Below are 20,782 nucleotides of genomic sequence, written 5' to 3'. Positions count from 1 at the left end.
GAAGTTCCCTAACTTTTTATCTAAAATCATCCAAGTATTTTTCTGCCATCATCGGATCGTATTTAGCATCTACTAAAGGTGGACCGTCTTTTAAAAAGCTTATATTGTCGATGTACATAGGTTTTTCTACCTTATATATTATGCCTATCGGTATCCTGTCGCCCCATTCATCGGCAACTTTAAAGGCATTGTCTAAATCAGTGTAGTCGTAGTCATTTGGAAGCTCATACACCCTGTCGTTGTACCATTTAAACGTATTTACCCTGTTAAATGTGACACATGGTTGGAAGATGTCTAAAAGAGCGTATCCGTCGTACATTATGGCTTCTTTCATCATCTTCTTAAGATGCTCATAATTTCCGGAAAAGCTTCTTGCTACAAATCCAGCTCCCATTGTAAGGGCAAGTTTTATTGGCTTTACAGGGTCTAAGATTACACCGTCAAACTGCAAACTTGTTTTTTGTCCTTTTGCCGTCGTAGGGGATGCTTGGCCTTTTGTCAAGCCGTATATTTGGTTATCGTGGACAAAGTGTGCTATGTTTGCGTTTCTCCTGATTGCATGTATAAAATGGTTTCCGCCTTCACCGTACGTATCGCCATCACCTGAGTCTATTATGACTTTTAGATCCTTGTTTGCAATGCTTATGGCAGTTGCAGGAGGGAGTGCTCGACCGTGAAGGCCGTTAAATCCATTTACATTTATGTAGTGTGGCATCTTTGCAGCCTGACCTATTCCTGATGCTATTACAACTTGATGTGGCTTTAGACCAAGCTCAGTAAGGGCGTCCTTTAAAGCATTAAGTATGCCGAAGTTTCCACATCCAGGACACCACGCCGTTTCATAAGTTTCAAATGCGGTATTCATAAAATCATCCCTTTCTCGATTTAATACATGCTTGATGCTTTCGATATTTCACTTATTCTATCGTAGATGTACTTGGAGCTCATCATGCGGCCGTCATATTTAAGTATGTGTTCATCTGCCTTTATAAGGGCGTTTTCTCTCATGAGGCTATCAAGCTGTGCTGTGGCATTTTGCTCAACATCAATTATCATCTTTGCAAATTTTCCGTACTTTTTAATGAGCTTTGTAGGAAATGGCCATATATCACCAAATGAGAGAGCTCCTACTGACATTCCATCTTTTAAAAGCATGTCTACTGCTTCTTTTACAGGTCCGTACATTGAACCCCAGCAAGTTATGAGGATATCTGGATTTTCAGTTCCCATGAATAAAGGCTCTTGAATTTCTTCCTTCAGTAGCTTTAACTTTTTCATCCTCTTATTTACCATCATTACCCTCATATCCTGCGACTCTGTGATGTGGCCCAATTCATCGTGTTCATCGCTATCGATGAGGACTGTAGCGCCTTCTACTTTGCCCGGTATTATCCTTGGCGATATGCCGCTTTCAGTCAATTTGTAGCGCTTATACACGCCATTTTCCAACGCTTCATCGCCTGATATATGCCTTTCTATCCTTATCTTTGTAAAATCAAAAGGTTTTACAGTCACACCAGAATCTGCTAGATATTGGTCGCTGACTAATATGACAGGTATCTGGTACTTGTCTGCTATATTAAATGCCCTTGCAGTTTGATAAAATGCATCTTCTGGGCTTCTCAATGATATTACCATCTTTGGAAACTCTCCATGGCCTGAATGAATTATGAACCTTAAGTCCCCTTGCTCTGTCCTTGTTGGAAAGCCTGTTGCAGGTCCCGGCCTTTGAACTTCAGTTATGACTATGGGTATCTCTGTGATTCCTGCCAAGCTTATCCCTTCTACCATAAGCGCAAATCCTCCGCCAGAGCTGCCTGTCATGGCCCTCACTCCCGCGTAAGATGCGCCTAATGCCATGTTTATAGCAGAGATTTCATCCTCTACCTGTTCTACTACGATACCTGCATCGCGGGATTTTTTAGCAATGTAAGTCATGACGCTTGTAGAAGGTGTCATAGGGTATCCGCAGTAAAATTTGACTCCTGCAGCAATAGCCCCCAATGCGATGGCTTCGTTGCCGCTTATGTAGATGTTGTCATCCTTTTTTTCAAGCGGGACGTTAAAAACTTGTTTTACCATGTTGTATCCAGTATCTATGGCTTTTAGATTTGCATTAAGCACATCGCCTTTAAATTCATCATTTAGCACTGTGTGAGATATATCTAATGGAATATCGAACAATTTAAGCAAAACGCCTACTGCAGCAGTTCCTGCAACACGTGGATTGCCGCATTCTTTTGCGATTTCCTTAAAATCAAATGACATGTATGCATCGTTATCTGAAAGGGATCTATCTAAGATGAGTTTTCCGCCAGCTTTCAAGCTTTTTGCGTGCAAATTTATAGTGTCTGAATCAAGAGCGATTATCGCATCAAACTTCTCATCGTGTGAATAAAGCGGTTTGTCGCTGAACCTCACTTGAATGAAGTTGTGACCGCCTCTTACACGTGACATGTAATCTTTCATGGAAAAGACGTATAAGCCGCATCTTTTCAAGGTTTTTCCAAATATATGCGACAAGGTGTCTATTCCCTGACCTGCAGCACCACCGATTAATACATTGTAGTCCATACATTAGTCCCCCTTATTTACAATATCTTGTAATTCAATTATACCACTATTGATAATTATTATCAACAAAAATGGAATATTATCTTTAAATAAATACATTTTACAAATGAAAATTCCTAAGTCCATTCGCTTGTAGTTATCCTACGACTTATCCACATGTAAATGTGCATATGTGGATAAGTCCTGTGTTAAAAAGTTTAGGCAAAGATGCACTAAATTTAGACAAAAAACGACTGTCTAAGTGCTGTGAAAAAAGTTGCTCACATTTTATATGTTGATAAGTCTTGAAAAGGGACTTTCTGCAAATTGCCATAGAAAATAGATTTTACTTGTTATATAATATTTAGAGGACTTATAAACTTGGAAGGGGGTAACCCCACATTTGGGTATCTTATGAGGTTTTGTTCGTTGAGATCTGGTAGCAGCGGAAATGCCGCATACATTGGATACAAAGATGTACATATACTGGTGGATGCAGGCTTAAGTGGCAGCACGATTGAAAAAAGTCTTGAAAGCATAGATGTAAATCCATGCAGCATCTCCGCAATTTTGATAACACATGAGCACAATGATCACATAAAAGGGGCTGGAGTATTGTCAAGGAGGTACAACATTCCCATATATGCCAATGAAGCCACGTGGGCTTCCATGGAAAACCTTCTTGGTGAGATAAACTGTGACAACAAGCGTTTTTTCAAAACCGGTGAAGACTTTACATTGGGAGATGTCAGAATAAGGCCTTTTAAAAAATCCCATGATGCGGTGGAACCTGTGGGTTTTTCATTTTTCTGCGGCCAGAATAAAGCCACCATAGCCACAGATTTGGGGTATATAAGCAGAGGCGTTGCTGCAAACATAATGGACTCTGACATAGTACTGTTGGAGTCTAACCATGACGTAGACATGCTTATAAATGGCTCATATCCATGGACATTAAAAAAAAGGATACTTTCACCACATGGACATCTTTCCAATAAAGATGCGGCAGAAGCCATAAAGAAGTTTATCAAACTTAAATCAATAGGCAAAATTTACTTAGGACATCTAAGCCAAAACAACAACAAGCCTGAAATAGCATATAAGACTGTTACAGATGTGCTGAAAGAAGAAGGCATAGACTACGAAATAAATATTGCTTTAAGGTATGCAGAAAGCGACATTGTGGAAATATAAAAGGGCCTTATGGCCCTGTTCCTATTGATTCTATCTTCCACGGTGAATCTTTTGTTGACTTTGATATTATAAAGAAGAATGTGTTTCTTCCATTTCTTGTAGGCGTATTATCTTCGCTTTTTAATGTCAGATTCACTGTCACTTTGTACTCTTTGCTTTCATAGATATTTTTATTCTTTACAGGTGTGTAACCTTTGTTTTCCTCTATGCTTAATACCGTTGCCGATTTTGTATTTAGCTCGAGGCTGTTTTGCTCAAAATCCGTATTGTAAAGGGTTTTTTCTGGTCTATTGATGTAGAGCATGTCGTGCAGCATATCAATAGAGAGAGTTAAATATATTAGGCTTTTGTCTCCTTTATTTATCCCGTTAAAATATGCGTATATTAGCTCTTCAGGCGTAAGCTTATCTACTACAGGTGATGCCATCTCTTTTAAGAAACCGTGGGACATAACCCAGTCTATCCATGGCCTTTCTGTAAGCGTCTCGATGTAATTTTTCTTAAGTGAAAGAGGTGTTGACCCATTAAATTCAAGCCATGCTCCTATTATATTTTCCCCATCCCTTAAGATGACTGCATTTACTGGATAAGTGTACTTGCTGCTTTCTCCTAATCCTGGCAGTTTTTCGTTTAATCTGTATATTACAGCTTTTACAGTTTTACCTTTGTATTTTTCAATATTATACCCTATATCCCTTGATAAAAAATTCACTTCAGTCCAATAAAGTCCAACAGGCATGGATGTGCTTTGGATTTTCCAATCCGTTGGTATGGTTACATCGAAGTAAGATGATTCTTTTTCAGGGCTAAAGCCATACTTCAGTAAAAACTTTGTATCTTCATTATATGTGTTAAACTGGCCACTTGAACAGGCGGCCATAAGTATTGTCAATAAAACACAAAACAAAAGCAAAAGGTTCTTCAATTTCATCTCCCCTTTAAAACATTTACTTATATTATATAACAAATTAAATGCTAATTCGTTACAAAATTATAAATTTTTTAAGGCATATTTATGTCCAAATTTTTTGGCACTTGATTTTTTCAAGAAGCTGTGATAAAATGTACACATTACACGGATAAATGTACTCCATATAGATACACAAGAAAGGGGGCGGAATTTTGAAGGAAGAAAGCAAGTTTTACATCATCAGAGAAGAGATTTTATCTGATGCACTTAAAAAAACTCTCATGGCAAAGGAACTCATCGAGACAGGAGAGGCAAAAACGATTAACGAAGCGGTGAAGAAAGTTGGCATATCCAGAAGTGCGTTTTACAAGTACAAAGATTACATCTTTCCTTACTCCAAGTTTTCTAAGGGAAAGATAATAACTTTGTCATTGCTTTTAGAGCATATACCTGGTATCCTGTCGTCGATACTGGATATTATAGCCATGATGAAAGGAAATGTTATTACGATAAATCAAAGCATGCCGTCCCTCGGGGTTGCCAGTGTCTCTATATCCATAGATACCCAGTACATGGCAAAGGGCATTGAAGAACTAATAAAAAAGATTGAAGAAGAGCACGGTGTCAGAAAGGTAGAGATACTTGGCGAGTAATTTATTTACATTATTTTGGAGAGGAAGGGTTCTACTGTGAAGATAGGTTTAATGGGGCTTGGAACTGTTGGTTCAGGTGTTGTCCACCTGATAGAAGAAAATGGGGATGCCATTGAGAAGAAGATTGGCCAGAAGATAGAGATTAAAAAGATACTTGTGAAAGATCCAGAGAAGAAAAGGATCAAAGAGGCACAGGGAAAAATAACCATAAATCCGTACGACATCTTAGAAGATCCAGAGATAGATGTAGTAGTGGAGGTGATGGGGAAGGAACACCCTGCGCTGGAGTACATGAAAGAAGCCATTATAAGAGGCAAAAACGTCGTTACGGCAAATAAAGAAGTAATCGCCAAGCACGGCAAAGAGCTTATAAAGCTTGCAGATGAAAACAACGTAAATCTCCTTTACGAGGCTTCTGTGGGAGGAGGCATACCGATAATTAGACCTTTAAAAAGCTGCCTCGCTGCAAATAAGATATACGAGATAAAAGGCATACTAAACGGTACAACGAATTATATCCTGACAGAGATGAAGATGAGAGGCATGAGCTTTGAAGGTGTCTTAAAAGAGGCACAGCAAAAGGGATATGCGGAGCTTGATCCAACTGATGATGTGGACGGATTTGATGCCGCAAGAAAGCTTGCGATCCTTTGTACGCTGTCATTTAATAAATACGTGGTACCTGATGATATATACACAAAAGGTATAAGGACCATCTCCAAGGAGGATATTAAGTACGCAGAAGAACTGGGATTCACTATAAAGTTAATAGCATACGGAAGGCTTGATGATGATGGAAAGCTAGAAGCTTGGGTTCATCCTGTCATGATATCAAAGAAAAATCCGTTAAACGGCGTAAATGGAGTTTACAATGCTATACTGGTGGAAGGCAATGCAGTTGGTAAGCTTATGTTTTACGGACAAGGTGCAGGGATGATGCCGACAGCCAGTGCTGTCGTTGCTGACGTAATTGATGTGGCAAATCACATACCTGCTCAAAATGGATATGATGACGCCGAGATTAAAGATATCGTGGATACTGTATCCAAATACTATATAAGGCTTGTAGCGCTGGATAAACCTGGTGTAATGAGCAAAATAACAGGTGTGCTTGGTGCAGAAGGTATAAGCCTTGTATCTGTAGTTCAGAAGGAGATTATGGGAGAGTATGCAGAGATAGTCTTGATTACACATAATGCACTGACTAAAAATTTATTTAAGGCCTTAGACGAGATAGGCAATTTAAGAGAGATAGACAAAGTTGCAAGTGTAATAAGAGTAGAGGGGGACGAATGATGGAATGGGATGGAATAATCAAATCATACAGAAGCCACATGCCTAAAATAGATGATGAAAATATAATCACGTTGAAAGAAGGAAATACGCCCCTTATAGAAGCTTTAAATCTTGCAAAAAAGCTTCCTGGGCTTAAGATATACTTAAAATACGAAGGGCTAAACCCTACAGGTTCATTCAAAGATAGGGGAATGACTGTTGCTGTGTCCATGGCAAAGCAGGAAGGGTCACGGGCTGTTGTGTGTGCATCAACAGGCAATACATCTGCATCAGCGGCTGCATATGCTGCAAAGGCAGGGCTTAAATGTATTGTCTTGATTCCAGGGGGGAAAATTGCATTAGGCAAACTAGCACAGGCTATTGCATACGGAGCAGAAGTTATTGCAATAAATGGCAACTTTGATGATGCGCTTAATTTAGTGAGGGAAATATCAAAAAAGCATCCTATAACTGTCGTTAATTCTATAAATCCGTATAGACTTGAAGGGCAGAAGTCATCATCATTTGAAATATGCGATACATTAAAAAAAGCTCCTGATTATCTGGCACTTCCTGTAGGCAATGCAGGGAATATAACAGCATACTGGATGGGATTTAAAGAGTATTACAGTGCTGGCGTTATAAATAAACTTCCTAAGATGATAGGGTTTCAAGCAGCAGGTGCAGCTCCTATTGTAGAAAACAGAGTAATTGAGCATCCTGAGACAATAGCTACAGCCATAAGAATCGGAAATCCCGCCAGCTGGCAAAAGGCCGTAGCAGCCAGAGATGAATCAGGGGGACTTATCGACAAGGTTACGGATGATGAGATACTTGAAGCTTACTCGCTTCTTGCCAAAAGCGAAGGAATATTTGCTGAGCCTGCATCATGCGCACCCATTGCAGGCGTCATAAAAAAGTACAGAGAAGGTCTATTTAAAGAAGGAGACACGGTAGTCTGCATACTTACAGGAAACGGCTTAAAGGATCCTGATACGGCTATAAAACTCGGAGGAAGCAGTGTAAAGACAGTTGATGCGGATCTAAAATCATTGGAAGGTGCAATATATGGATAAGTCTGTCCTTGTGAGAGTTCCGGCATCAACGGCAAATTTAGGTCCTGGATTTGACTCACTAGGTGTTGCCCTCAATCTTTACAATGATATATACATGGAGCTTAAAGGCAGCAGACTTGTGATTGATGTTGAAGGGGAAGGCATTTTAAATATAGATCGGGATGAGAAAAACCTCATATATAAAGCAGCCAAGAAAGTTTTTGACAAATTAAACATAACCGTAAGTGGTCTCTATATAAAGACTACTAACAATATACCGACAGGAAGCGGTCTTGGAAGCAGTGCATCTGCCATAATAGGCGGTCTCGTTGCGGCAAATGTCCTCACGGGGAATCCATTAAGCCATGATGATATTCTCGACATGGCGTCTTTAATGGAAGGCCATGCGGACAATGTGGCTCCTGCCTTAAATGGTGGCTTTAATGTAGCTACGTTTGATGGTAAGAGGACTTACTACATTAAAAAAGAAGTAGATGACAATATAAGGTTTTTGGCATTCTATCCGGACAGGGAGCTTTTAACGTCAAAAGCCAGAGGCGTCCTGCCATCAATGATAGAGTTTAGAAATGGCGTTTTTAATGTAGGAAGGGCGTCGCTGCTTACAGCATCTTTTTTTTCCGGCAGGTACGATTTATTGAAGTTTGCATCACAAGACATGTTGCATCAGGTCTACCGCAAAGAATTCATACCTGAGATGTACTACGTAATAGAAAGAGCGCTTGATAATGGAGCATATGCGTCATTTTTAAGCGGCGCAGGACCAACTATGATGGTACTTGCGGATATCAGCATTGCAGACAAAGTGAAAGAGTCAGTAAAAAAAGTTTACGAAGATAGGAATATTAAATGCCGTATTTACGAATTAAAATGCGATAATACTGGTGCTAAAATCTTATAAAGGTCTATTAATAGGCCTTTATTTTGCATTAGGACAGCTTATAGCGATATGTTTAAAATTTTGTGATATAATTGAGGTAAATTATTCTTAAGGAGGCTTATTTTATGAGAAGGTATTTATCGTTTTTCCTTTCTTTTGTAATCGTATTGTCGCTGGTATTTTCCGTACCTTCAGCTACGTATGCTGCAACGAATACGGCGGAGAGCAACAGTATAAGCAGTTATTTAGATGATTTAGGTTCTCTCATGCAGTTTATAAAAGACAACTATGCAGGAGACATAACATATGATCAAATGGAAGAGGGCGCCATAAAAGGCATATTATCATCACTAGATAAATACAGTACATATTTTACTAAAGATGAGATGGATTCATTTACAGAATCTACATCAGGCACTTTTACAGGTGTTGGAATGGTAGTTGAACAAAGGGACAACGACATAGTAGTCGTGTCTACGGTTGACGGTTCGCCGGCGCAAAAAGCTGGTGTAAAAAGCGGATATATTGTCGTATCTGTCGATGGCAAAGATGTGACAGGGATGAGCGTAAACGACGTGACAAATCTCATCAAAGGCGAAAAAGGCACAAAAGTGAAGATAGGCTTTTTGGTAAATGGGAAGACAGTCGAATACGAGATAACGAGGGATGTCATAAAGATAAACCCGGTATCGTATAAAATAATAAACGGTATAGGCTATATAGACATAAGTGAGTTTAATGGAAATACTGAAGACAATGTTGCAAAAGCCCTTGACTATATGGATCAAAACAATATAAAGAAACTTGTCATCGATTTAAGGGATAATCCCGGCGGATACTTGTCTGAAGCTGTAGATGTTGCAAACTTCTTTGTACCGGCAGGTCCTGTTGTGACGGTGGCTATGAACGGTGGAAACAACCAGACGTATTATTCAAACTTAAAAAATCAGAAATATAAGCTGGCGGTGCTTATAAACGGTGGAACTGCGTCAGCAGCTGAAATACTAGCAGGTGCCATACAGGATACTAAAGCAGGAATACTGGTAGGTGAAAATTCATACGGCAAAGGAACTGTCCAGGAAGTATTTCCATTTTCTGATGGCAGTGGTATAAAACTTACTATTGCAAAATACCTGCTTCCATCAGGAAGATGGATTGACGGAACAGGCCTTAAACCTGATGTGGAGGTAAAAGACAGCAGGGTAGCTTTGCCGGAATTGGTGTATACAAAAGATATAAAAAAGGGTGATACAGGAAATGACGTAAAACTGCTTCAGTCGTATTTAAGTCTTTTAGGGTATTATAAAGGGGAGCCTAACGGGTATTTTGGAAATGACACGTATGATGCTATTGTGAGCTTTCAAAAATACGCAGGAATACCAGCAACAGGCGTCCTTGATAGAGGCACCACTGATGCCCTTTCGTATTTCTATGGTTTGACACTTAAAAATGATGCCCAGTTGAATAAAGCTATTGAGCTTTTAAATCAGTAGATGATATCATAAATTGATGATGCGCTATAATTGAGAGAAGACAATTTTGCATGAACGAACGATGCAAAATTGTCTCCATTTTTAAAAAGACGTTTTTGTATGTCTTAATATGCATATGGGTGGTGAGAGAATGAAGATATTAGTTGCTCCTGATTCATTCAAAGGAAGCTTGTCATCAAAGGAAGTCCTAGAAGCCATAAGTGAAGGGATAAGAAGAGCCATAGATGCTGAGATTGTAGGAGTTCCTATAGCAGATGGTGGAGAAGGAACTGTTGATGCCTTGATTTTCTCATCAGGAGGAAAAGTTGTAGAAGCAGAAGTGGTAGGACCGCTTGGGGATACGGTAAAAAGCTTTTTTGGCATATTAAATGATGGCACTGCAGTGATAGAGATGGCTGCATCGTCAGGCTTAAGCCTTGTGCCAGACAACATGAGAAATCCTTTAATAACTACGACTTACGGCGTCGGTCAGCTTATAAAGGAAGCATTAGATAAAGGGTGCCGCAAATTCATCATAGGTTTAGGCGGCAGCGCCACAAACGACGGTGGTGCCGGAATGATTCAAGCATTAGGAGTTAAGCTCTTAGATGAAGACGGCAAAGACATACCTTACGGAGGAGGAAATCTTTACAAGCTCAAAAAAGTTGACATAAGCAGTATTGATAAAAGAGTATATGAAAGTATTTTCATAGTGGCATCTGATGTAACAAATCCTCTTTGTGGTGAAAACGGTGCATCTGCTGTATATGGACCACAGAAAGGTGCAACAAAAGAGATGGTGGAAATTCTTGACGACAATTTAAGGCACTATGCCAGTGTGGTAAAAGAGACATTAGGCAAAGACTTTTCAGACGTTCCCGGTGCTGGTGCGGCGGGCGGACTGGGCTTTTCCTTAATGGCATTTTTAAATGCTAAGATAAGATCTGGAATAGACATTGTGATGGAAGCTTCAAATATAGATGAAAAGATAAAGTCATGTGATATTGTAATAACGGGTGAAGGCAATACAGATTTTCAAACTGCATACGGCAAAGCACCAGCAGGCATAGCAAGGATAGCAAAAAAATACGGAAAGCCTGTTCTGATACTATCAGGTGGTCTAGGTAAAAACTATAAAGACCTTTATGATGTAGGTGTCACATCAATGTTCAGCATCGTAGATAAACCTATGACGCTTCAAGAAGCGATGATAAATGCTAAAAAGCTTATGTCTGACAGGGCAGAAGATATAATTCGCATATTCATATCAGGAAGGAACTCTAAATAGTTTATCTCATTTTTTGCATAAGATAAACTAATACATACTATAATGTCTACTTATAGTAGACATATGTTTTTTCCTATTGCATTTTTTTCTTTAATAGTTTATCATATTAAATAAATATTTAAAAAGGTGTGAAGATGATGAGTGACAAAATTCTTATGACTCCGGGGCCTACTATGGTGCCAAAGGAAGTATTAGATGTATGTCATCTGCAGCCATATCACCATAGGACGCCGGAGTTTTATGAACTTTTTTCATGTCTTAATTCAAATCTTAAAAAGATATTTAAAACAAATATGGATGTATTAACGCTAACATCATCAGGTACAGGCGGCATGGAGGCTGTTGTTGCAAATCTCTTTAAAAAGGGAGATAAAGTTCTTGTTGCAAGCATCGGACATTTTGGAGAAAGGTTCTATGATATTACAAAGGCGTACGGACTTGATTCAGACATTATCGATTTTGGATGGGGCAATGCAGTCGATCTGAACAAATTAGAAGATGCATTGAAAAAGAATGAATACAAGGCATTGATTGTGACGCAAAATGAGACATCAACAGGCGTCACAAACGACATAAAAGCAATAGCTGATGTTGCAAAAAGGCATGATGTGCCAGTCATTGTGGATGCCGTAAGCTCATTGGGCGGTATACCCCTAGAGATGGACGAATGGGGGCTTGATGCGGTTGTGACGTGTTCTCAGAAATGCTTAATGTCTCCACCGGGTCTTAGCTTTGTTGCTTTAAGCGAGAGGGCATGGCAGATGGCAGAGGAATCTGATCTTCCTAAATATTATTTTGACCTTAAAAAAGCAAGGCGAGGTGTGCAAAAGGAAAAACCGGACAACCCATATACACCTGCAGTTTCCACAATTATGGCCGTAAAGAAGGCTACAGACATGCTTCTTAATATTGGTATGGACACAGTATACAAAAATCAGCACTTAATCGGTGAGAAGGTAAGAAAAACCATCAAAGATATAGGTCTTAAACTTTTCCCTGATGAATCCATATCGTCAGATCTTTTGACTGCAGTAGAAGTGCCTGAAGGGTACAAAGCAGGAGACATAATAAACTACATGTCAGAACGTGGAATACTTATAACAGGAGGCCAAGCTCACTTGAAGGGTAAAATAATACGCATAGGACACATGGGATATATTACAGATGAAATGCTGGATTTGACATTTGATGCCCTAAAAAATGCACTATCTGATTTATCTTAGTTTTAAATATTTTTTGAGGGGGATTTGTTGTGAAAGTATTGGTGACGGAGAGAATTGCCGAAAGTGGTATAGAGTACCTTAAAAATCACGCTGAAGTTGATTTTAAATTAGATTTGCCGCGGCAGGAGCTTTTAGAAATCATAGGAGACTATGATGCAATCGTCGTAAGAAGTGTAACAAAAGTTGATAAAGAACTTATCTCAAAGGGAAAGAATTTAAAAGTCATAGGAAGAGCAGGCAATGGCGTCGATAATATAGATCTTTTAGCAGCCACAGAAAAGGGCATAATAGTTGTAAATACACCTGAGGGGAATATTATATCAGCAGCGGAGCATACGATTGGGCTTATGCTATCTATTGCCAGAAACATACCACAGGCGTACAATGGTGCAATAAATGGCGATTTTAGAAGAAATAAGTTTAAAGGTGTAGAGTTAAACGGAAAGACTGTAGGCATAATCGGATTAGGAAGGATAGGGTCTTTAGTTGCAACAAGGCTTGCAGCTTTTGGTATGAAGGTCATTGCTTACGATCCATACATTCCTGACAGCCGCTTCGAAAAGTTCGGCGTCAAAAAAGTTTCATTTGATGAACTCTTAAGTGAATCTGATTTTATCACGATACATACACCTAAGACAGAAGAGACCATTGACATAATTAGCGATGAAGAATTTAAAAAGGTCAAAAAAGGCGTCAGAATAGTAAATTGCGCAAGAGGCGGTCTTATAAATGAAGAAGCTCTTTACAATGCAGTCAAAGAAGGGATTGTTGCTGCAGCAGCACTGGACGTGTTTAAAGTAGAGCCATCATACGACAGGGAAAAACAGGACTTCCACAATAAGCTTTTAGAGCTTCCAAATGTAGTCGTGACTCCGCATTTAGGAGCATCTACGGTAGAGGCCCAAAACAATGTAGGCATATCTGTAGCAAAAGAAGTAATAACGGCTTTAAACGGCAAACTGTACGGAAACATAGTAAACCTACCAGATATAAAAGCAGACGAATTTGGAGAGTTAAAGCCTTATATGAAGCTGTGTGAAGCCATGGGAGCACTTTATTACCAGATAAACGATGATCCTGCATCATCTGTCGAGGTAATTTTTAGAGGCGATATATCGCACCACAATACAGAAGTTGTGACGCTTCATGCATTGAAAGGGCTTTTAAGGCCTGCATTGAAAGAAGGCATAAGCATAGTGAATGCTAGGCTTAGGGCAAAAGAGATGGGCATAGAAGTAATAGAAGGCAAAATAGAGGAGATAGACCACTATTCAAGCCTTGTGACGCTAAAGGTAACGGATACAAAAGGAAATGTATTTAAGTTTTCAGGGACGACATATGGAGATGAGATAAGGATTGTAGAATATTTAGGCCATAGAGTCAACTTTGAACCGACTGAGTACATGCTGTTTGTGAGAAATAAAGATATACCTGGTGTAATAGGACATATCGGAAATGTATTGGGGGATTTCGGCATAAATATTGCATCTATGCATGTAAGCCCTAATAAAAATGACGGGACGGCACTCATGATCGTAAACACAGATAGGGAAATCCCTAATGAGGCAGTAGAATCATTGAACAAACTAAACAGCATATTGAGGGCAAAGGCAGTTAAAAATTTGATATAGAAAAAATCTCCCATTCAAACAGATGGGAGATTTATCATATCTTGCTATTAAAATATTCTTCCGTAACTTGCAATTGCTTTTTTAATATTTCCTGCCATAGATGTTTTTTTATTTCACCGCTACCCATTGAAACCTTTGTGCGTCGTATACTCCCATCATTATCGCGCTTTATATAAAAGTAATGATCTGTTTGCTTATACAATTCCCAACCGTCTCTTTCTAAAAAGCGCTTTAATTCTTTCCACGTTGGCATTTAATAAGCTTTTTAACTCCTTCAGAATTATCTTGAAGCAGTATATTTAAAACATAAGGTAGATGTTCTCTGCGGTTGGGAGCCGAATACCAATATTGAAAGTCATTATAAAAATCTTCTGCATATTCAATCATGTCATCAACAAGCAAATTTAAGGCTTCATCTTCATCTTTGCCATTGACAACAATGTCGATTTCATTTAAAGAAATTGTTACAGTACCATCATCTTCATTTAGAACATTTGCTGTAAATGTATAAGCTTTTAGCATTTCTTTAATCATATCTATATTAGAAACAAAGACATAATCCCTTGTACGCTTTATAATTTTAGGTTTTTCCCGAACAACTGAATTGATGAAATCCGCCCATTCTTTGCGTACATCTGTAGCATTAACTGTGAACATCTTATTCATTCCTCCTTGTCACCTCCCATTATATCATATTATGTATATTATGTACATTATGTACTTTTTTATAAATTTGGATAAAAATTTTTACATCAAAGCAGGAAAATTATATTTTATGTCGAATATAAAATAAAAATAGATAAAATAGGATTCTATGAAGTATAACCTGTATTTGGGCACCTGGGTTATGCGGAGATAGTGGTGCAACCGGCCGTAGTATCTTTATACTGCGGTTTTTTAATTTTTAAATGGGGATAAGGGGTTTAAATACGGCAAAAGGATAAGCATTGCGCTTATCCTTTTAGCGTATATAGCATAAAAATGTGTTTATATATGTTATAATATACTATAGATGAGAAAATTCACTGGCACAAATTTACATAATAAACTTACATGAAAAAATTTAATAAAAAATAGAGACAAATGCTCGCTTCTATGGTATTAATATATTGTTACCCTATAACAATATTAATCATAGGAGTGGAGCAAATGTCTCATAATAAAAGAATAACAGAAAATTCATCAATAATCCAGTACTTAATGAAATTAAATTTTGCATTATATTTCTCTAAGCCTGTTATTCGCCATATTGTAGAATTTATAATTGCTGCCACTCAAAAGGGTTATAGTGGTACTGTCACTGACATAGTTAATTTAAGCTTTGCTAATTGCCATAGAACTACCTTTGGCAAATTTTTAAGCCAAGGTGTTTGGAATATAGAGTATGCATGGAAAGCTATAAGGCGAGAAGTTATTCGTATTATATTTGAATTATCCCAAATTAGCAACAAGCCGATATTTGTGATTTTTGATGATACTATTGCTGAGAAGACAAAGCCTTCGTTACAGGCTAAACATACTATCCAGGCAACAGGATTCCATCAATCACATTTAAAAGGGAAACAAGTTTGGGGACACCAACTTCTTACCATGATGCTATCCTGCGGCAAAGTAGTATTGCCTTGCTGCATTGAGCGCTATGAAAAAGGTGGCAAAAGCAAAATCGAAAGAATATGTGAAATGGTATCTATGCTTCCAATACCTAAAGGACCAGCATATGGACTATGTGATTCATGGTACATAAACAAAAAAGTAATAGAAGCACATTTTGAAAGAGGATACCATCTCATAGGAGCACTAAAAACTAACAGAATTATCTATCCACAAGGCATTAGAATTCAGATAAAAGACTTTGCCCAATATATCGAAAAGAACGAAGTTCACCTCGTTACAGTGAACGGTTCTAATTACTGGGTATATCGCTATGAAGGAGCCTTAAATGGCATAGATAATGCTGTAGTAGTATTGTGCTGGCCTGAGAAAGCTTTTAAAAATGAGAATGCTCTACATGCATTTATTTGTACTAATACTGAATTAGATACCGAGACAATTCTAAATTACTACAGTCAAAGATGGCCTATAGAAATATTCTTTAGACAGACAAAGAATAATCTTGGACTAAATACGTATCAAGTACGCTCAACAAAATCAATAGATAGATTATTATGGCTTATATCATTGACATACATGTATTGTACGACTTCAGACGACAAATATTGCAAATTTGGACAAGGAATAAAAAAGGTTCGCAAAGAAGTACAAAAGCAGCGTGTTCAATGGCTATATGAGCAAGCTAATAATAAAGTACCTATTGATGAAATTTTAGAACAACTACAGTTAGCATAGGTGTAGTGTATCTATTTGATGGTAATATTTGTTATCATTTTTTCTCATCTATAGTAATATAATTAAAGATTGATTTTGAGGTGAATTATATGCAAGCTGTAGAGTTAATTGATTATTCACTTGAAGAAGAATTGAAAATTATAGTTGATGCAATTGTAGAAAAGTGCAATCCTGAAAAAATAATTTTATTTGGATCGATGGCTAATGGAAAGCCAACTGCCTGGAGTGATATAGATTTAGTGGTTATAATGAACACAGATTTGAGATATATAGATAGACTATTATACGTTTCTAAAGTTATAAAATCCGATGTACCTATTGATTTTTTTGTATATACGCCTGAGGAAGAAAGACGTTTTATAGAGACTAATAATTTATTCTACACAAAAGAAGTAATAGAGAAAGGCAAAGTTTTATATTGTCCTTCCCGAAGGCATGCCCAATGAGAATGATGCAAAAAAAGCATTAGAGATTGCTGATAATATAAGGAAGCGTATTAGAGAAATTATAAAATAAGCAGAAAGATTTTCTATCTTCCTGCTTATTATTTTTATATTTTATACGGTATTCTCTTTCTCTTGTCAAAATAATTAAGTGTGTCAATCCCAAAAGATTTCACGTATTCATATGCCTTGTCAAAATCCCTTGCCACATCTTCCGGTGTATGTGCATCAGAGTTTACAAGAATAGGGATATTGTACTTTTTAATCATTGACATTATCTCTTTTGACGGATATATTTCACCTACAGGTTTTCTAAATCCCGCAGTGGAGACTTCTACAGCCACGCCTATTTTTGCTATATTCTCGATGTTTTTCTCTATTTTATCATAGACCGCGGCTGTTGGTCTGTACTTAAATATTTTTACTAAATCGATATGGCCTATGAAGTCAAAAATACCTGTTTCAGCCATCTTTTCAATCATATTAAAATACTCTAAATATACAGAGTCCACATCACATGACTCCCAAATATCAAGGCACTCATCAAGATCTATGCCCCAGTCACCTATCCAGTGGATGGAGCCGATCACATAATCCCAAGGATATGGCTTTAAGAAATCCATAAGCTCTTTTTCCTTGCCTGGTATATAGTCTGCTTCTATGCCTAATTTTACAGGAAGCCCCATAGACTTTGCTTCGACTATTAGAGATATGTATTCGTCAATATCCTGTCCAGTGTATTTTTTGATCCATTCTCCTCTAAAGCCGTCGCTTCCAAATGCGGCATATCCTTTATCAAATCTGTATCCATGCTCTGATATGCCTATCTCTGTAAGGCCTTTGTCTAATGCCGTATCTACGAACTTTTTAAGCCAATCAATTGCGTAAGGTCCTCTTTCTATGTGTACGTGATAATCTGATGGCATATATTTTCCCCCTTTACATTGATAAACTAATTATAATATCAAAACAAAAACATTGCAATAATAGACGAAAACGTATGATATAATAATGATAGCCTCCAAGAAGGGAGGTGAAACAATGACCACTGGCGGCAAAAGGCGGAAAAGAAACCGCCAAATAGACTGGTACAAGGTCACAGATATACTGCTTAAATTGTTAGAGATAATAATTAAGTGGTACACAAAGTGATATGTACATAGTCGAGAAAAAGGTGAGGGTAGCAGCCTCACCTTTTTCTATAAACAATGACCACTGGTTTTAAATTTGCCTATCTATATTATACCACATTATTTTATTTTTCAAACATTTTTCAGTAAAAACATTGCAATAACAGGCGAAAACGTATGATATAATAATGATAGCCTCCAAGAAGGGAGGTGAAACAATGACCACTGGCGGCAAAAGGCGGAAAAGAAACCGCCAAATAGACTGGTACAAGGTCACAGATATACTGCTTAAGTTATTAGAGATAATAATTAAGTGGTACACAAAGTGATATGTACATAGTCGAGAAAAAGGTGAGGGTAGCAGCCTCACCTTTTTCTATAAACAATGACCACTGGTTTTAAATTTGCCTATCTATATTATACCACATTATTTTATTTTTCAAACATTTTTCAGTAAAAACATTGCAATAACAGGCGAAAACGTATGATATAATAATGGTAACCTCCAAGAAGGGAGGTGAGCGTTGTGACCGCAGGCAGCAAAAGGCGGAAAAGAGGCCGCCAAATAGACTGGTATAGAATCACGGAAATACTGCTTAAATTATTAGAGATAATAATTAAGTGGTACACAAAGTGATATGTACATAGTCGAGAAAAAGGTGAGGGTAGCGTCCTCACCTTTTTCTATGCATTGTGACCACAGGCTTTAAATTTGTCTATCTATATTATACCACATTATTTTATTTTTCAAACATTTTTCAGTAAAAACATTGCAATAACAGGTAAAAACGTATGATATAATAATGATAGCCTCCAAGAAAGGAGGTGGCAAAGTGTCTACAGGTTTTAAATTTGTCTATCTATATTATACCACATTATTTTATTTTTCAACCCCCTTTACATTCAAAAAAATCTCATATATAATAAAAAAGTATTTATTTTTTTGGGGTGTTTTGAATGAGTCATTATCGAAGAAAATTTAAAAAGCCATCAAAAAATTAAAGGGATAAGAGTCTCTATTTTTAAGAAATAGAGATTTTTTTAATGCCTTTCACTTAATTAAACGCATTTTGTGTTCGATATAAGTTAAAATAAAAGATGAGGTGAGACGATGTCGAAGTATATATTTGTAACGGGCGGTGTTGTGTCATCCTTAGGGAAAGGAATAACAGCAGCGTCATTAGGAAGACTGTTAAAAAGCCGCGGAATTAGTGTGGCGGTGATAAAATGCGATCCGTATATAAACATAGATCCGGGGACAATGAGTCCATACCAGCACGGCGAAGTATTCGTCACAGAAGACGGCGCAGAGACAGATTTAGATTTGGGGCATTATGAAAGATTTATCGACATAAACCTTACAAAAAGCAGCAATATAACGACAGGAAAGGTGTACTGGTCAGTAATATCAAAGGAGAGAAAAGGCGATTATTTGGGAGCTACAGTTCAGGTAATACCACACATTACGAATGAGATAAAAGACAGGATAAGGCGAGTAGGAAAAGAACAGAATGTGGATTGCGTCATTGTGGAGATTGGAGGCACTGTAGGAGACATAGAAAGCCTGCCGTTTTTGGAAGCAATAAGACAAATAAGCGTTGAAGAAGGAAAAGACAATGTCATGTTTATACACGTAACTCTTGTGCCACATCTCGGCAAGACCGGTGAGCTTAAGACAAAGCCGACGCAGCACAGCGTAAAAGAATTGAGATCTATTGGCATACAGCCTGACATGATCGTCTGCAGGACAGAATTTCCTCTGACAGAAGATATAAAAGAAAAAATAGGCATGTTTTGCAATGTAAAACCAGATGCCGTCATCGAAAATATCGATGTAGACTCCATCTATGAAGTCCCATTGGAGCTTGACAGGCAGAAAGTAGATGAGTACGTCATAAATAGGCTTAATCTGCCAGCAGGTGAGCCTGATCTTAAAGAATGGAGAGCATTTGTTGAAAAAGAGAAAAATCTAAAAAGAGAAGTAGAGATAGCTTTAGTCGGTAAATACGTTGAGCTGCACGACGCGTATATAAGCGTTGTAGAATCATTGAGACATGCCGGTATATACAACGACGCCAATGTCAAGATAAGGTGGGTAAACTCTGAAAATGTAAATGACGATACGGTTGATGAGCTTTTAAGAGGTGCAAAAGGCATCCTTGTGCCCGGCGGATTTGGCGATAGAGGTGTAGAAGGAAAAATAAGGGCTGCCCAGTACGCCAGGGAAAACAAGATACCGTACTTAGGCCTTTGTTTAGGCATGCAGTGTGCAGTTATAGAATTTGCAAGAAATGTAGCAGGATTAAAAGATGCCCATTCTACAGAATTCAACGGCGCCACACCTTACCCTGTTATTGACCTTATGCCTGAGCAGAAGGATATAGATGAAAAAGGTGGTACAATGAGGCTTGGCGTATACCCTTGCAAGTTAAAGGAAGGCACAAAGGCTTACGAAGCCTACAAAGACGAGCTTATATATGAACGCCACAGGCACAGGTATGAGTTTAACAACGAATACCGTGAGCTTCTAACATCAAAAGGACTTGTGCTGTCAGGCTTATCGCCAGATGACCGCCTTGTAGAGATAATAGAGGTAAAAGATCATCCATTCTTTGTTGCATCACAATTTCACCCAGAGTTTAAATCAAGGCCACTAAGACCACATCCACTTTTCCGCGACTTTATAACTGCAGCATTATCGATGAAATAAA

18 protein-coding genes and 1 riboswitch are annotated in these 20,782 nt (G+C 38.0%); of the genes, 12 read left to right on the top strand and 6 right to left on the bottom strand.

Annotated elements, in window-relative coordinates:
- Positions 1-16 precede the first annotated feature (16 nt).
- On the bottom strand, positions 17-865 hold the full coding sequence (locus TTHE_RS12925) for a 2-oxoacid:ferredoxin oxidoreductase subunit beta (RefSeq protein WP_013299012.1): 849 nt from the start codon (positions 863-865) through the stop codon (positions 17-19).
- 20 nt (positions 866-885) lie between these two features.
- Entirely contained in the window at positions 886-2,574 is a 1,689-nt protein-coding gene (locus tag TTHE_RS12920) for a 2-oxoacid:acceptor oxidoreductase subunit alpha (protein WP_013299011.1), read from the bottom strand.
- Between the two features lie 393 nt (positions 2,575-2,967).
- Between TTHE_RS12920 and TTHE_RS12915 the strand changes: the two genes are divergently transcribed.
- Positions 2,968-3,747, top strand: coding sequence for an MBL fold metallo-hydrolase (locus tag TTHE_RS12915; RefSeq protein WP_013299010.1), 780 nt, complete (start codon positions 2,968-2,970; stop codon positions 3,745-3,747).
- 7 nt (positions 3,748-3,754) lie between these two features.
- Here the strand turns inward: TTHE_RS12915 and TTHE_RS12910 are convergent, their stop codons facing one another.
- Entirely contained in the window at positions 3,755-4,678 is a 924-nt protein-coding gene (locus tag TTHE_RS12910; RefSeq protein ID WP_231292672.1) for a DUF4830 domain-containing protein, read from the bottom strand.
- 191 nt (positions 4,679-4,869) lie between these two features.
- On the opposite strand from TTHE_RS12910, the gene TTHE_RS12905 reads away from it, so the two are divergent.
- The 8 genes from TTHE_RS12905 (at position 4,870) to serA (ending at position 14,152) form a co-directional block, all read left to right on the top strand.
- Positions 4,870-5,310 carry an ACT domain-containing protein gene (locus TTHE_RS12905; RefSeq protein WP_013299008.1) on the top strand — a complete coding sequence of 147 codons (441 nt, stop codon included), beginning with the start codon at positions 4,870-4,872 and terminating at the stop codon, positions 5,308-5,310.
- Positions 5,311-5,346: 36 nt separating this feature from the next.
- A complete protein-coding gene (locus tag TTHE_RS12900) occupies positions 5,347-6,606 on the top strand; it encodes a homoserine dehydrogenase (protein ID WP_013299007.1) in 1,260 nt (419 codons plus the stop codon).
- Complete coding sequence (thrC, locus tag TTHE_RS12895) at positions 6,606-7,661, top strand: threonine synthase (RefSeq protein WP_013299006.1); 1,056 nt, start codon at positions 6,606-6,608, stop codon at positions 7,659-7,661. Before TTHE_RS12900 ends, thrC begins: the two co-directional genes overlap by 1 nt.
- A complete protein-coding gene (gene thrB, locus TTHE_RS12890; protein ID WP_013299005.1) occupies positions 7,654-8,559 on the top strand; it encodes a homoserine kinase in 906 nt (301 codons plus the stop codon). Before thrC ends, thrB begins: the two co-directional genes overlap by 8 nt.
- Before the next feature lie 104 nt (positions 8,560-8,663).
- Positions 8,664-10,031 (top strand): S41 family peptidase, encoded by a 1,368-nt coding sequence (locus TTHE_RS12885; protein ID WP_013299004.1) that lies wholly within the window; start codon positions 8,664-8,666, stop codon positions 10,029-10,031.
- A 130-nt stretch (positions 10,032-10,161) separates the two neighbouring features.
- Entirely contained in the window at positions 10,162-11,298 is a 1,137-nt protein-coding gene (locus TTHE_RS12880) for a glycerate kinase (protein ID WP_013299003.1), read from the top strand.
- Positions 11,299-11,435: 137 nt separating this feature from the next.
- Positions 11,436-12,521, top strand: coding sequence for a pyridoxal-phosphate-dependent aminotransferase family protein (locus tag TTHE_RS12875; RefSeq protein WP_013299002.1), 1,086 nt, complete (start codon positions 11,436-11,438; stop codon positions 12,519-12,521).
- A 29-nt stretch (positions 12,522-12,550) separates the two neighbouring features.
- Positions 12,551-14,152 (top strand): phosphoglycerate dehydrogenase, encoded by a 1,602-nt coding sequence (serA, locus tag TTHE_RS12870; RefSeq protein WP_013299001.1) that lies wholly within the window; start codon positions 12,551-12,553, stop codon positions 14,150-14,152.
- Between the two features lie 34 nt (positions 14,153-14,186).
- Here the strand turns inward: serA and TTHE_RS12865 are convergent, their stop codons facing one another.
- A complete protein-coding gene (locus TTHE_RS12865; RefSeq protein ID WP_013299000.1) occupies positions 14,187-14,405 on the bottom strand; it encodes a type II toxin-antitoxin system HicA family toxin in 219 nt (72 codons plus the stop codon).
- Positions 14,384-14,809 (bottom strand): hypothetical protein, encoded by a 426-nt coding sequence (locus tag TTHE_RS12860; RefSeq protein ID WP_013298999.1) that lies wholly within the window; start codon positions 14,807-14,809, stop codon positions 14,384-14,386. The genes TTHE_RS12865 and TTHE_RS12860 overlap by 22 nt, the downstream gene beginning before the upstream one ends.
- A gap of 141 nt (positions 14,810-14,950) precedes the next feature.
- Positions 14,951-15,033, top strand: a riboswitch (cyclic di-GMP riboswitch).
- Positions 15,034-15,301: 268 nt separating this feature from the next.
- Between TTHE_RS12860 and TTHE_RS12855 the strand changes: the two genes are divergently transcribed.
- Entirely contained in the window at positions 15,302-16,498 is a 1,197-nt protein-coding gene (locus tag TTHE_RS12855; RefSeq protein ID WP_013297420.1) for an IS701 family transposase, read from the top strand.
- Positions 16,499-16,587: 89 nt separating this feature from the next.
- Positions 16,588-16,944: a nucleotidyltransferase domain-containing protein gene (locus TTHE_RS12850; protein WP_013298998.1), complete on the top strand. Its 357-nt coding sequence runs from the start codon at positions 16,588-16,590 to the stop codon at positions 16,942-16,944.
- 104 nt (positions 16,945-17,048) lie between these two features.
- Here the strand turns inward: TTHE_RS12850 and TTHE_RS12845 are convergent, their stop codons facing one another.
- Positions 17,049-17,867, bottom strand: a complete 819-nt coding sequence (locus tag TTHE_RS12845) for a histidinol-phosphatase (RefSeq protein ID WP_013298997.1) — start codon at positions 17,865-17,867, stop codon at positions 17,049-17,051.
- 1,315 nt (positions 17,868-19,182) lie between these two features.
- Here TTHE_RS12845 and TTHE_RS12840 point away from each other — a divergent pair.
- Positions 19,183-20,781, top strand: coding sequence for a CTP synthase (locus tag TTHE_RS12840; RefSeq protein ID WP_013298996.1), 1,599 nt, complete (start codon positions 19,183-19,185; stop codon positions 20,779-20,781).
- The last annotated feature ends 1 nt before the right edge of the window (position 20,782 follow it).

The sequence above is a fragment of the Thermoanaerobacterium thermosaccharolyticum DSM 571 genome (assembly GCF_000145615.1).
GTDB lineage: Bacteria > Bacillota > Thermoanaerobacteria > Thermoanaerobacterales > Thermoanaerobacteraceae > Thermoanaerobacterium > Thermoanaerobacterium thermosaccharolyticum.
This window is presented reverse-complemented; position numbering and strand designations above follow the sequence as displayed.